Origin of the sequence: Parasaccharibacter sp. TMW2.1882 (assembly GCF_023337635.1) — a bacterium.
Lineage (GTDB): Bacteria > Pseudomonadota > Alphaproteobacteria > Acetobacterales > Acetobacteraceae > Bombella > Bombella apis.
In genome coordinates this window covers 372,748-385,392 of record NZ_NWUT01000002.1, presented here as the reverse complement: position 1 = coordinate 385,392, position 12,645 = coordinate 372,748, and the positions used below count along the sequence as shown (strand labels likewise).

At 60.7% G+C, this 12,645-nt stretch carries 9 protein-coding genes; 5 read left to right on the top strand and 4 right to left on the bottom strand.

Annotated features, from left to right (window positions below; translation table 11 throughout):
* Positions 1 to 26: 26 nt before the first annotated feature.
* Positions 27 to 1,061, top strand: coding sequence for a glycosyltransferase (locus tag CO583_RS07400; protein WP_081562839.1), 1,035 nt, complete (start codon positions 27 to 29; stop codon positions 1,059 to 1,061).
* A gap of 99 nt (positions 1,062 to 1,160) precedes the next feature.
* Here CO583_RS07400 and CO583_RS07395 read toward each other — a convergent pair whose 3' ends face one another.
* Positions 1,161 to 3,893 (bottom strand): pitrilysin family protein, encoded by a 2,733-nt coding sequence (locus tag CO583_RS07395; RefSeq protein WP_103765301.1) that lies wholly within the window; start codon positions 3,891 to 3,893, stop codon positions 1,161 to 1,163.
* A 148-nt stretch (positions 3,894 to 4,041) separates the two neighbouring features.
* Here CO583_RS07395 and CO583_RS07390 point away from each other — a divergent pair, with 148 nt between their 5' ends.
* Both CO583_RS07390 and CO583_RS07385 read left to right on the top strand, forming a co-directional pair.
* On the top strand, positions 4,042 to 4,572 hold the full coding sequence (locus tag CO583_RS07390) for a hypothetical protein (RefSeq protein ID WP_043558433.1): 531 nt from the start codon (positions 4,042 to 4,044) through the stop codon (positions 4,570 to 4,572).
* A complete protein-coding gene (locus tag CO583_RS07385; protein ID WP_081562836.1) occupies positions 4,562 to 5,116 on the top strand; it encodes an MliC family protein in 555 nt (184 codons plus the stop codon). Before CO583_RS07390 ends, CO583_RS07385 begins: the two co-directional genes overlap by 11 nt.
* Positions 5,117 to 5,284: 168 nt before the next feature.
* Here CO583_RS07385 and metE read toward each other — a convergent pair whose 3' ends face one another.
* Positions 5,285 to 7,615 (bottom strand): 5-methyltetrahydropteroyltriglutamate--homocysteine S-methyltransferase, encoded by a 2,331-nt coding sequence (gene metE / locus CO583_RS07380; protein WP_043557978.1) that lies wholly within the window; start codon positions 7,613 to 7,615, stop codon positions 5,285 to 5,287.
* 253 nt (positions 7,616 to 7,868) lie between these two features.
* On the opposite strand from metE, the gene CO583_RS07375 reads away from it, so the two are divergent.
* Together CO583_RS07375 and metF are read left to right on the top strand one after the other, a co-directional pair.
* Complete coding sequence (locus tag CO583_RS07375; protein ID WP_227449691.1) at positions 7,869 to 8,861, top strand: metalloregulator ArsR/SmtB family transcription factor; 993 nt, start codon at positions 7,869 to 7,871, stop codon at positions 8,859 to 8,861.
* 26 nt (positions 8,862 to 8,887) lie between these two features.
* A complete protein-coding gene (gene metF, locus CO583_RS07370; protein WP_043557985.1) occupies positions 8,888 to 9,766 on the top strand; it encodes a methylenetetrahydrofolate reductase [NAD(P)H] in 879 nt (292 codons plus the stop codon).
* A 151-nt stretch (positions 9,767 to 9,917) separates the two neighbouring features.
* Here the strand turns inward: metF and infC are convergent, their stop codons facing one another.
* Both infC and thrS read right to left on the bottom strand, forming a co-directional pair.
* The gene (gene infC, locus CO583_RS07365; RefSeq protein ID WP_043557988.1) at positions 9,918 to 10,478 is read right to left on the bottom strand and encodes a translation initiation factor IF-3; all 561 of its coding nucleotides are present in this window, start codon (positions 10,476 to 10,478) and stop codon (positions 9,918 to 9,920) included.
* A 114-nt stretch (positions 10,479 to 10,592) separates the two neighbouring features.
* Entirely contained in the window at positions 10,593 to 12,539 is a 1,947-nt protein-coding gene (gene thrS, locus CO583_RS07360) for a threonine--tRNA ligase (RefSeq protein ID WP_043557991.1), read from the bottom strand.
* Positions 12,540 to 12,645: the final 106 nt, after the last annotated feature.

Below are 12,645 nucleotides of genomic sequence, written 5' to 3'. Positions count from 1 at the left end.
GGCAAGGCGTTGTGGGGGAGTGACAGATGAGCGCAGGTGAAGGGCAGACCGCCGTGAAGGACAAGGACAGCCGGAAAAAGAACAGGCCCAAAAGAAAAGAGCACAAAGTGCTGCTCTGCAGCGGTGGCCGTTATGAGAGCCACGCCAATGCCCAGGTGCGTGCCACCATCATGGAGGGACTGGAAGACTGCTTTGGCAAAGGGAACGTGGTGTCCGTGCATGTGACGGCCGCTGCCTCGGCCATCCATACCCTTCAGCCAGCCCTGGTGTTTGCCATGGGGTCTTACCTGCCGGAGAGCACCTATTTCGGGGAGGTCTCACGGGCTGCGAAAAAGGTTGGTGCCGTGACGACCTTCTGGGCCACGGAAGACCCCTATGAGCAGGATGCCCATTACCAGATCGCCAATGATTTTGATGTGATCTTTTCCTGCGACCGCTGGGGGCACAATTTCTACCAGCGTGACCGGGTGTTCCATCTGCCGCTGGGGGCCTGCCCCAAACAGCACTATGTGCCGCTCGACCGGCAGGCGGACAAGACCATTGATGTTCTCTTCTGCGGTGTGGCTTTCAGTTCCCGCAAGGAGGTCGTGCGCAACCTCATGCCGGTGCTCCAGCAGCTCAATATCCGTATCATCGGGCCGGGCTGGGGTGAGATGGGTGTGGGCTTCTCAGATGCCCGGATTGAGAAACAGCAGCTCATCGAGTTGTATAGCCGCTCACGTCTGGTGCTGAATCTGGGCCGCTCCCTGCATTTTGAGAACAAGCGCTTCATGATTTCCCCGTCCACGCCGGGCCCACGCACGTTCGAGGCTGCGGCGGCCGGGGCTTTCCAGGTTTTTCATGAGGAAACCTATGAGCTGCGCCGGTATTATGAAGCAGACGAGATTCCGGTTTTCTCGAACCGTGATGATTTCGAGCAGATCGTGAACCGGTATCTGCGGGATGATGACCTGCGGTTCGAGATGGCCAGGAAGGCACAGGAGCGGACCATGAAGGAGCATCTGTATGGCAACCGCATCCTCCAGGCCGTGAATTATCTGATGGATGAAGGCCTGCTCTGACCTTCAGTGCGCCATGGGTCACGCTGACGTGTGGCAGGTATGGAAAAGGGCACCCGTGGGGGTGCCCTTTTTTCGTTCAGGGGGCTGAATGACTGCCCTTCATCGTGCCGGTGCGGGCCCCATGATGATGCGGGCCAGGTCTGTCGGGCGGATCCACCGGGCGAAAGCTTTCTGCACATCCGTTGCTGTCATTTCATAAACGGCTTTGGCGGCCTTGTCCGGGTTGTCCAGCGGCAGGTCGAGATCAATCAGAGAGAGCCAGAGACCGGCAAGGGAATCGAAGCTGGCCCGGCTCATCGGGAAACTGCGCAGAAGGCTGGCCTTGGCGAGGTCCAGCGTCTCGTCAGAGACAGGTTTTGTCCTCAGCCGGTTCAGGTCCTTGATGGCCAGGGCCTGTGCGGCGGGTACTTTAGCCGGGTCCGCTCCGAAGGTGATGGAGAAACTGCTGCGTGTGCGGCTGTAATTCAGTGCACTGCCAACACCATAGACATACCCTGTACGGACACGGAGGTCCTGCATCAGGAGGGATGAGAAGCCATCACCCAGAATGGTGTTGCCGACGGCCAGAGCATGACGGTCCGGGTTGGTGACGGTCAGGCCCAGTGTTTCTGTCAGTGTCACCTTGTCCTGGGAGCGCCCGGGGTCGGCAACCACCGTTCTGCTGGCACGGCTGGGGGGAATTGGCGGCAGGTCAATCTGCGGGGCCGGTCCCCTGGCCTGCCAGCTGCCAAAGGCAGCCGTGATTTTCTGTACGGCATCCTCTGGCGTAATGTCCCCGATGATGACGATGGTTGTCAGGTCTGGCCGGTAGGCCAGCCGGTAATAGGTGTTCACATCATTGAGGCTGAGGGCCCGGATACTCTCTGGCGTGGCTTCACGCAGGGTCGGGTCCTTTGCTGGGACCAGTGCTTTCTTGACAGCCCGGCCGAAGCGATAGGCGGGGGATTGCAACGTGCCCTGCTGGCTGCGGGCTTCCTGCTCCCGTGTGATGACGAAGGCCTGGGCCGGGAAGGCTGGGTGCAGCTCGTGCTCTGCCAGAAGGGACAGGCCCGTGGTGAAGGAATCTGTCAGGGTGCTGAGGCTGAAGCTGCTTCCGGCTTCTTCTTCGGCAGAGATGTCATCAAGGGCACGGGCCAGCGAGAGCCGGTCATGCTGCGTGCTGCCATAGAGGAAAAGCCGGTCCGTCAGGGAGGCTATACCCTCCTTGCCCTGTGGCTGCTCCAGGGCGGGGTTCTGGCGGATGCTGCCATACAGCTCGATTGTATGGCTTACATGCTCGGGCTGGACAATCAGCCGCAGGCCGTTGGGCAGTGTGGTGGCATAAGGCTGGGGGGAGGCTGGGGGCAGGGTCAGCCGGGCAAGAGCCTGCTCTGCCCAGTCCGGCAGGGTGACATGCTCCTTGGGCGGATTGGTGAAGGATTCGGCACCACCAAAGCCTTTATCTGCCAGCGGCTTGCCAGAGTTGCTGGGTGTCAGCGTCGCACTGATGGCGTGGTTGGGGTCCAGCCATTCCTGTGCCAGGGCATCAATATCGGCTTTGGTGACGGTCTGGAAGGCCCGGATCATGTCACGGGGATTGTGCAGGTGCTGGATGGCCACAGCCTGGGACCAGCTTTCCGCCTGTCCGCTGATGCTGTTGGCGTTGAATTCCAGCGCAGCGATTTCCCGCCGCCGTGCCGCTTCGATGAGGTCTGCCGGCAGGCCTGAGGAGCGGTAATGCTCCAGAATGGAGGCCATCTTCACCCGGACCGGGTCTGGATTGCCACCCTGCGGGAAGACCGCATAGGCCGTGGCAATGCCGCCCTGGGCTTCTGGTGCATACATGAAGCCGGTCTCAAGTGCTGTTCCCTGCGGGACGAGGGCAAAGAGATCAGCCCGCTGGCTGGCCAGCACGTCGGCCAGAAGCGTGGCGGCGGCAAAGCGGGGGTCACGCTGCCCGGGCATCTGCCATGCCAGCGTGACCAGTCCAGCTGGCAGGTCCGTTGGCAGGGACAGGGTCTGGCTGGCGACAGGTTTCGGCACAACCCGTGGGTGTTCTGGCAGGGTGCGGGCTGGCAGGGAACCAAAAGCGGCGTCAACCTTCTTCAGCGTTTCGGTCGGGTCCACATCACCGGTGATGACCAGCACGGCATTGTTGGGGGCGTACCAGCTTTCATAGAACTGCCGCAGCTGATCGACCGTCGTGGCATCGAAGGACGGGCGGCTGCCCAAGGCATCGGCTTCGTATGGTGTCCCCTTGTAGAGCAGGCCTCGTACCTGTGAGAGGTAACGATAGATCGGGCTGGAGAGATCACGGGAGACTTCCTGCTCGATGGCACCGCGCTCATGTGCCCATTCATCTCCGCTCAGAGTCAGGCCCTCCATCCTGCCTGCTTCGATACGCAGGAGAATGTCCAGATCACTGGCAGGGGCGGTGAAGTAATACTGGGTGACGTCTGCTGTCGTATCGGCATTGTCGTTGTTGCCGAGCCGTGCGCTGAGTGTGGCCAGCTGGTCCCGGCTGAGGGACTTCGAGCCATTGAACATCATGTGTTCAAGCGCATGGGCCGTACCGGGGAACCCTTTGGGGGTATCCACGGACCCGACTTCGTAATTCATCATTGTCTGCACGACCGGGGCCAGATGGTTCTGGACGATGATGACACGCAGGCCGTTCTTCAGGGTCGCCCGGGTAACGCCTTCCTCATCGGTTGTGGTCAGGGCAGCTGGTGCCGCTGGGGTCCGGGTCGGTTGGGGAGGCGTTTCGGCCAGGGCGGGCAGGGCCGTGAGGCTGGTGGTCAGCAGTGTGACCGCAAGCAGGGCCGGACGGAACAGTGAAGCGGGTAGAGCCATGAGGGCTGCGCATCCTTTCAGCAGGGGAAGGGTCTGTGTCTGTTTTCGGTGTGTTGGTTACATATCGTCAAGGGGTGTGTTCTGTTATACTCCCGGCCAGGAGTCAGGCCACGCCAAGATGGCATGGTATCAGAGAAAAGGAGACAGGATGAAGGAGGGGGTTCTTCAGGCACTGGATGATTTCATTCTGGACAGGCTGTTCCAGCCCGTTGCGGACCGTCTGCCGGGTGCCATGTCTGCCTGGAGCATCGGCATCAATTTTGAGCTTGGGTCCGTCGTTCTCCAGTTTGCCTGCCTTCTGGCACCGTTGCTGATGTACGGGGCCTCCATCAGCGAGAGTGTCCAGTCCGTTCTGGTACTTCTGTGCAGTATCGTGCTGTTTGTCGGCTTCCAGCGGTTCCGCCCATTGGTGAGGCCGAACACGCTCAATCCCCTGCGCCCGCTGATGCGCAGCCTGCGGCTGATCTGTCTGGCCTTTCTGGTTTATGAGACCATATCCGTTTTCATGGCTCCGTCTTCTCCGGCCACATGGTTGTGGAACCGTCTGGGCCTGCTGTCGCAGCTGGCGTTTGTGACGGGTCTGTATTTCATGGCCTGCCAGCCCCGTCCGCCGGAGGAAGAACGCAGGGCCGCAAGACGTCGTGTCGAACTGAGAGGAGTCGTGACTGATGGCATATGACCGGATGAAGGTAGCCTCCCTGTGTGGGCTGCTGCTGGGCGTGGTCTGGACTGGGGGGCATGAGGCCGTGGCAGGTGATGAAACGGCTGCGTCTCTCCAGGCTCAGTCTGTCGCACCGGTACAGGACAGAAAGCCTAGTCCATCACCCCGCAAAAAGGCCGTCCCAGCCCGGAAGGCCGAGAATCATCTCCTGATTCCCCTGCCGGCCGATGAGGTCGTGGGGCGGCAGGATGTCGATTATACATGCAGCCTGGATGAGAAGAAGGCGGGTGACGATGTCCGGTCCCTGCGGACTTCCCTGCCTGCTGGCCGTTTCACGGTGACCTATCTGACAGCAGATATCATGGCATTGGCCATTCTGCCCGTGGATGGTCGTGTGCTGGTGTTTTCCAATGTCGTGGCGGCTGATGGTGCCAAATATGTGGCAGGCAGCTATAGCTGGTGGTCGAAGGGTGATGAGGTCACGTTTGCCCGTGAGGGGAAGGATGATGTGTTCTTTTCCTGCCATGTCGTCCCTTCCGGTGGGAAAACGGCTGATCATTGAGCATGGGGCAGATGCCCTGCAGCAATGGAAGCGGAAATACAGAAAAGGGCTCCCCAGAGAGGGAGCCCTTTCCATGTGGGGGAGACTGTTTTAAATCGCCCCCCGGAACCCGGCTTCATTGGATGGATCGTGCTAGGTAACGAAGCCGGATTCCATCTCTTTCAGCCTTCAGCCACGCAGGATCTCGGCAGCCTTGACCATGTTGGTGATGGCCGGGCGGACTTCCTTCCAGTTGCGGGTCTTCAGGCCGCAATCCGGGTTCACCCAGAGCTGGCGGCGGGCAACCTTCTTCTCTGCCGCACGCAGCAGCTCGACCATTTCCTCGACGGACGGAACACGGGGGGAGTGGATGTCATACACGCCCGGGCCGATCTCGGCAGGGTATTTGTGATCGGTGAAGGCTTCCAGCAGTTCCATCTTGGAGCGTGCCGTCTCGATGGAGATCACGTCAGCATCCATGTCGGCGATGGCCTGGATGATGTCGTTGAACTCGGAGTAGCACATGTGGGTGTGGATCTGCGTCCTGTCCTGCACGCCGCTGGCCGTGACACGGAAGCTTTCCACGGCCCAGTCCAGATAATGCTGCCAGTCCTTGCGGCGCAGGGGGAGACCCTCACGCAGGGCGGCTTCGTCAATCTGGATGACGGGGCAGCCAGCCTTCTCCAGGTCCTGCACTTCGTCACGGATGGCGAAGGCGATCTGGCGGCATGTCTCCGAGCGTGGCTGATCGTCACGGACGAAGGACCAGTTCAGGATCGTGACCGGGCCTGTCAGCATCCCCTTTACCGGCTTCCTGGAGCAGGACTGTGCATACTGCCACCAGTCGAGCGTCATGGCTGCCGGGCGGGAGACATCACCAAAGATGATGGGCGGGCGGACATAGCGGGAACCGTAGGACTGCACCCAGGCATGTTTGGTGAAGACGAAGCCTGAAAGCTTCTCACCAAAATACTGCACCATGTCGTTGCGCTCGAACTCGCCATGCACGAGGACGTCCAGCCCGACTTCTTCCTGCCACTTGATGGCGGATGCCGTCTCCTTCTGGAGGAAGGCCACGTAATCCTGCGTGGAGAGTTCCTTCTTGGCGTGGCGGGCACGGGCCTGACGCACTTCCTTCGTCTGCGGGAAGGAGCCGATGGTGGTGGTGGGGAAGAGCGGCAGCTTCAGGGCCTCTTCCTGCGCCTTCTGGCGGACAGGGAAGGCGGACTGACGCTGTGTCAGCTTGGCATCCTTCTGGGCGGCACGCTTCTTCACATCCTGATTATGGATGCGTGTGGAGGTGCGGCGGCTCTCGGCAGCAGCATCGGAGGCGTCCAGAACGGCCTTCACGCTCTCATGGCCTTCGTTGAGGGCCTTGGCGATGGTGGCGAGTTCGGCAATCTTCTGCACGGCAAAGGCCAGCCAGTTCTTCACCTCGGCATCCAGCTGCGTCTCACGCTCCAGATCAATCGGCGTGTGCAGCAGGGAGCAGGACGGGGCCACGATGATGTCACGCTTGGCGGCAACCGGAGCGATGTGCTTCAGAATTCTGGAAAGGTCGGCCTTCCAGATGTTCCGGCCATCAATCACGCCGAGGGAGAGCAGCAGGTCCGGGCGTGCCTTGGCAACGACGTCCTCCAGCTGGTGCGGGGCACGGACCAGATCGACATGCAGGCCATGAACCGGCAGGGACAGGGCTGTCTCCAGATTGTCACCGAGCCCGCCGAAATAGGTCGTCAGCAGCAGCCTGATGTCAGGAACGGCACTGGTGAGGCTCTGATAGGCCAGGGCAAAAGCCTTGCGGGTGGCATCATCAAGGTCCAGCACCAGGGTCGGCTCATCAATCTGGACCCATTCGGCCCCAGCCTGACGCAGCTCACGCAGCACCTCGGTATAGACGGAGAGCAGCCCCGGCAGCAGGTCCAGCTTGTTGAAGGCTGCACCGTGGGCCTTGCCCAGCAGCAGGAAGCTTACCGGCCCCAGCAGGACAGGGCGTGTCTCGATGCCCTGGGCCTTGGCTTCCCTGTATTCGTCAATGATCTTGGTGGAGGAGAGGCTGAAGCTCTGCCCTTCTTTGAATTCCGGCACGAGGTAGTGATAGTTCGTGTCGAACCACTTCGTCATTTCCGCAGCGGGAACATCGGTGGCGGCATGGTGATGACAGGAACAGTCGTGGGCATGGTCCCCGGCCTCTTCCCCACCGGCGACCTGACGGCCACGGGCGATGGCAAAATAGGTGGTGAGGTCCACCTTGCCACCCTTGTGGCCATAGATATCCGGCACGGCTCCGACCAGGGCGCTGGTATCCAGCACATGGTCATAGAGGGAGAAATCGTTGGAGGGGATGATGTCCGCTCCCTGCTCCTTCTGGCGGGTCCAGTTCTCCTTGCGGAGGCTGGCGGCGGTCTGGAGCAGCTCGGCCTCGCTGCTGTTGCCGGCCCAGAAACTTTCCAGAGCCTTTTTCAGTTCACGGCGACCACCGATACGGGGAAAGCCCAGTGTTGCGACGCGTACGGTCATGACATGCCTCCTGGCGTTGGGTGGGCACCGTTCCATTTGCCTTCCACCACCCTGCGGGATGTGCCGCCGGGGGAGAAAGGCAAACGGGCGGGCGGTATCTGCCCCACCGATGAGATCGGGACTGCCTCCGGGAGGCAGCCGGGAAAAGCGTCCGGTCCATCTCCTGCACGGGGTGGGGAGACAGGCCGGGCTGTGCTTCGGGAACCAGAAGTGACAGGGCTTTTTAAATGTGTCAACAGATATTGCATATATAATGAAGTCATTATATATAGTCTGCATGGATCGTGCTCTTATAATCTTTCAGGCTCTTGCAGAGCCGACGCGTCTGAGAATTTTGCGCCTGCTGCGCGAAATGGAGTTGTCAGTTGGCGAACTGGCCCAGGTTCTGGGCCAGAGCCAGCCGCGGGTTTCCCGGCATGTGAAGGTGCTGGCGGAGGCCGAACTGGTAGAGCGCCGCAAGGAAGGAAGCTGGGTTTTTCTTGCCCTCGGGGACGAGAATGACCTGGAGCCCATCTTTGCAGCGTTGGACCATTGGCGGCGTTATCACGAGGAGGATGATGACGAGATGGGCCGGGCGGACCGGCAACGCCTCCAGGCCGTGCGGAATGTCCGCATGGGTGAGGCCGAGGACTGGTTTGAGGTTCATGCAGCGGAGTGGGATGCGATTCGCTCCCTGCATGTTTCGGAAGAATCGGTCGAGTCGGCCATCGTGAAACTGGTGGGTGATGGACCGCTCGGGCGTGTTGTGGATATCGGGACGGGGACAGGGCGCATGCTCGAGCTTCTGGCCCCGCAGTGTGAAAGCGCCATCGGGTTTGACCGCAGCCCCTCCATGTTGAGGTTGGCCCGGGTCAAGCTGGAAGAGAACCGGACGGCGGATGGAGAAGAGATCAAGCTGCGGCAGGGCAATTTCTATGCCCTGCCACTGGCTGCAGGCTCGGCTGATCTGACCATTCTGCATCAGGCGCTGCGTTATGCGCAGCACCCGGCCGCCGTCATTGCCGAGTCGGCCCGGATTCTCAGCCCCGGCGGGCGTCTGCTGGTGGTGGATTTTGCCCTGCATGACCGTGAGGAACTCCGCACACGGGATGCCCACATGTATCTCGGCTTCAGTGATGACCGCATGAAACAATGGTTCGAGGCGGCAGGGCTGGAAGCAGACCCCCCTGTCTCTCTCGATGGAGAATTGACGGTGAAGCTCTGGATGGGCCGCTTGCCGTTGGATCAGCAATCAAGGGTTACGTAGAACCGTATGTAAAAGGAACTGGCATCATGCCTGAGGTCTCATTTGAATTCTTCCCGGCGAAAACGGATGAAAAATCCGCAGCTCTGCTGCGTGTCGCCCAGCGGCTCACGGCTTATGAGCCCCGCTTCATGTCTGTCACCTATGGGGCAGGCGGTTCCTCACGGGAACGGACTCTGGAGACCTTGCGGCAGATGTTGGCCAGGGTATCGACTCCTCTTGCGGGGCATCTGACCTGCGTCAATGCGTCCCGGGGAGAGGTGGACGATGTGGCCAGAGCCTATTGGGACAATGGAGTGAAGCATATCGTAGCTTTGCGGGGGGATCCGCCGGTGGCAAAAGGGGCGGCGGCAACGCCCTACGTGCCACACCCGCAGGGCTACCGCTATGCAGCAGACCTCGTGGCGGGGTTGAAGAAGGTTGCTCCTTTCGAGATTTCTGTCGCAGCTTATCCGGAGACTCATCCGGAAGCGGAGTCGTCCCAGTCAGACATCGATCATCTCAAGGAGAAGTTTGATGCCGGGGCAGACAGGGCCATCACGCAGTTTTTTTTCAACCCCGAGAGTTTTCTGCGTTTCCGGGATCGTGCCGTGAAGGCAGGAATCACCAGGCCTATCGTGCCGGGCATCCTGCCCATAGGTCGGGCGTCGCAGGCATGGCGCTTTGCCCGGATGTGCGGTGCCTCCGTGCCGGAGGAACTCAAAGCCCTGTTTGAGGGGGTGGATGATCTGGCTCCGATCCGCTCCCGCCTGAGTGCCGTGGTGACAGACCGCATCTGCCAGCGTCTGAGAGATGAAGGGGTGGAGCATTTCCATTTCTACACGCTCAATCAGAGCGCACCCACGTCAACTCTCTGCACGTTGCTGGGCCGCCAGCGCTGCCATGCTCTGGTGGAGAACGTGGCCTGAGGGTGTTCCCGTACTCATGCGCTCCTTCTTCACCGGAGGGGCGCTGCAACGTGGGGTCATGAAGGTAAAAACCCCCGGCTCTGCCATGCAGGACCGGGGGTTTTCATGGAGCATGTCTCAAGCCACCTTCAGGACAGGGTGGCTGGAAACATCATTTGGTGTCCCGCTGCTTGCTCGGGGCCAGAATCATGATCATCTGGCGATTCTCAAGGCGAGGCATCTGTTCGGCCTTGGCAATATCTTCCACGGACTCACGGATGCGATGCATCATCTTGGCACCGAGGTCCTGATGGGCCACTTCACGCCCTTTGAAGCGCAGGGAAACCTTGACCTTGTCACCTTCCTCCAGGAAGGAGCGGACGGCCTTGGCCTTGGTCTGGAAGTCGTGCTCACCCGTACCCGGGCGGACCTTCACTTCCTTGATCTCGATGACCTTCTGCTTCTTGCGGGCTTCGTTACGTTTCTTCTGCTGTTCGTACTTGAACTTGCCGTAATCGAGGATCTTCGCAACCGGGGGCTCCGCCGTCGGGCTGATTTCCAGCAGGTCCAGTCCTTCAGAAAAAGCACGGGAAAGAGCCTCACGCGTCGGCATGATGCCGATCATTTCGCCTTCGGCGTCGATAACACGTACCTGCGGCACCCGGATCTCTTCATTGACACGTGGCCCATCGCGGTTCGGGGCGGCGTGAAACGGCGGTCTAGCTATGGTCATCTCCTGTTGATGCTGCGGCCCCATCACTGATGAAAGAGCAACGGGACTCAAACTACCTGTTCAGATTCATACCCCCCGCACCGGTATGGTGCAAGGGGGCAGACGCAGGAGAGATCAGGCCGTTTTCCGGGAGGCAGCCCGCAGGATATCCGGCGGTGTGGCTTCCTCCACCAGTGCGGCGATGATCTCATCGGCAGCCATCACATTCTGTGCCTGCTCACCAAGACGGCGGACGCTGACAGTGCCTTCTTCCGCTTCCCGGCGGCCGACCACGAGCATGACCGGCACCCGGGCCAGACTGTGCTCACGCACCTTGGCGTTGATCTTCTCATTGCGGACATCCGCCTCGGCATGAAGACCGGCCTTGCGCAGACGTTCGGTGACTTCCAGCGCATAATCGGCGGCATCGGTGACGATGCTGGCTACCACAACCTGCGTCGGGGCCAGCCAGAGCGGGAACTTGCCTGCATACTGTTCGATCAGGATACCCAGGAAGCGTTCGAAGCTGCCAAGGATGGCACGGTGCAGCATGACAGGGCGGTGGCGGGCACTGTCCTCACCAATGTAGGAGGCATCCAGCCGTTCCGGCAGGACGTAGTCCACCTGGAGCGTGCCACACTGCCAGTCACGCCCGATGGCATCGGTCAGGACAAATTCCAGTTTCGGACCATAGAAGGCCCCTTCACCGGGATTCAGCTCATACTCCACGCCGACCATTTCGCAGGCCCGCTTGAGGGCCCCCTCGGCCCGGTTCCACACCTCGTCAGACCCGGCACGGGTTTCGGGACGGTCGGAGAATTTCACACGGAAACTCTCGAAGCCGAAATCCCTGTAGACCTCGCCCAGCATGGTGACGAAACGGGCCGTTTCTTCGGCGATCTGGTCATCCGTGCAGAAAATGTGGGCGTCATCCTGCGTGAAGCCCCGCACCCGCATGATGCCATGCAGGGAGCCGGACGGTTCGTACCGGTGGCAGGCGCCGAATTCCGCCATGCGCAGTGGCAGTTCACGGTAGGAGCGCAGGCCGTGACGGAAAATCTGCACATGGCAGGGGCAGTTCATCGGCTTGAGGGCGAGGGTCTTGTCCTCATCCTCCACCGTGGCGATGAACATGTGCTCACGGTACTTGTCCCAGTGGCCGGAGGCTTCCCAGAGGGTCCGGTCCACCAGCTGCGGGGTGCGGACTTCCTGATAGTCATTCCGGTTCTGGGCACGGCGCATGTAATCCTGTACCGCCGTGTAGAGGCGCCAGCCCTTCTGGTGCCAGAAAATCTGGCCGACCGCCTCCTCCTGAATGTGGAAGAGGTCCATGTCCCGGCCGATGCGGCGATGGTCCCGCTTTTCGGCTTCCTCAAGCCGCAGGAGATAGGCCTTCAGTTCCTTCTTGTCCCGCCATGCCGTGCCGTAGATGCGGGTCAGCATGGGGTTGCGGTGGTCACCACGCCAGTAGGCCCCGGCCACCCGCATCAGCTTGAAGGCGTTGCCGACATCCGCCGTGCTGCGGAGGTGTGGCCCACGGCAGAGGTCCAGCCATTCGCCCTGACGGTAGATGGAGATTTCCTCACTTTCCGGCAGGTCCCGGATCAGCTCGGCCTTGAACTTTTCACCACGTTTCTCGAAGAAGGCAATGGCCTCGTCCCGGTCCCACACCTCACGGGTGAAGGCATCGCCCCGTGTGATGATCTCGGCCATCTTGGCTTCGATGGCTTCAAAGTCGGCTGGTGTGAAGGGTTTGTCCCGGAAGAAGTCGTAATAGAAACCATCCTTGATGCTCGGGCCGATGGTGACCTGCGTTCCCGGCCAGAGCTCCTGCACGGCCTCGGCCATGACATGGGCGGCATCGTGGCGGATCATCTCCAGCACGTCATCATCCTTGCGGGTGATGAAGCGGACGGTGCTGTCTTTGCTGATCGTGAAACCAAGGTCCACGGCTTTGCCATCAACTTCCATGGCCATGGCGGCACGGGCGAGACCCGGCCCGATGGCTTCGGCGATGGTTGTCCCGGTCACTGCCCCATCGAAGGTGCGAATGCTTCCATCGGGCAGGGTAATGGCGGGCATGGAGGAACTCCTTGGTTGTTGGTCAGAAGAGGATGCTGCCCTTGTATGAAAGGAAAGGCGCAGCAGACAGAGATGGGGGCGAAAATGGCCTTTTATGGCGCTGTCC

Excerpts from the sequence above, each read along its gene's own strand:
- CO583_RS07400 (WP_081562839.1), top strand. The coding sequence starts at position 27 with ATGAGCGCAGGTGAAGGGCAGACCGCCGTGAAGGACAAGGACAGCCGG.
- CO583_RS07395 (WP_103765301.1), bottom strand. The coding sequence starts at position 3,893 with ATGGCTCTACCCGCTTCACTGTTCCGTCCGGCCCTGCTTGCGGTCACA.
- CO583_RS07390 (WP_043558433.1), top strand. The coding sequence starts at position 4,042 with ATGAAGGAGGGGGTTCTTCAGGCACTGGATGATTTCATTCTGGACAGG.
- CO583_RS07385 (WP_081562836.1), top strand. The coding sequence starts at position 4,562 with ATGGCATATGACCGGATGAAGGTAGCCTCCCTGTGTGGGCTGCTGCTG.
- metE (WP_043557978.1), bottom strand. The coding sequence starts at position 7,615 with ATGACCGTACGCGTCGCAACACTGGGCTTTCCCCGTATCGGTGGTCGC.
- CO583_RS07375 (WP_227449691.1), top strand. The coding sequence starts at position 7,869 with ATGAAGTCATTATATATAGTCTGCATGGATCGTGCTCTTATAATCTTT.
- metF (WP_043557985.1), top strand. The coding sequence starts at position 8,888 with ATGCCTGAGGTCTCATTTGAATTCTTCCCGGCGAAAACGGATGAAAAA.
- infC (WP_043557988.1), bottom strand. The coding sequence starts at position 10,478 with ATGACCATAGCTAGACCGCCGTTTCACGCCGCCCCGAACCGCGATGGG.
- thrS (WP_043557991.1), bottom strand. The coding sequence starts at position 12,539 with ATGCCCGCCATTACCCTGCCCGATGGAAGCATTCGCACCTTCGATGGG.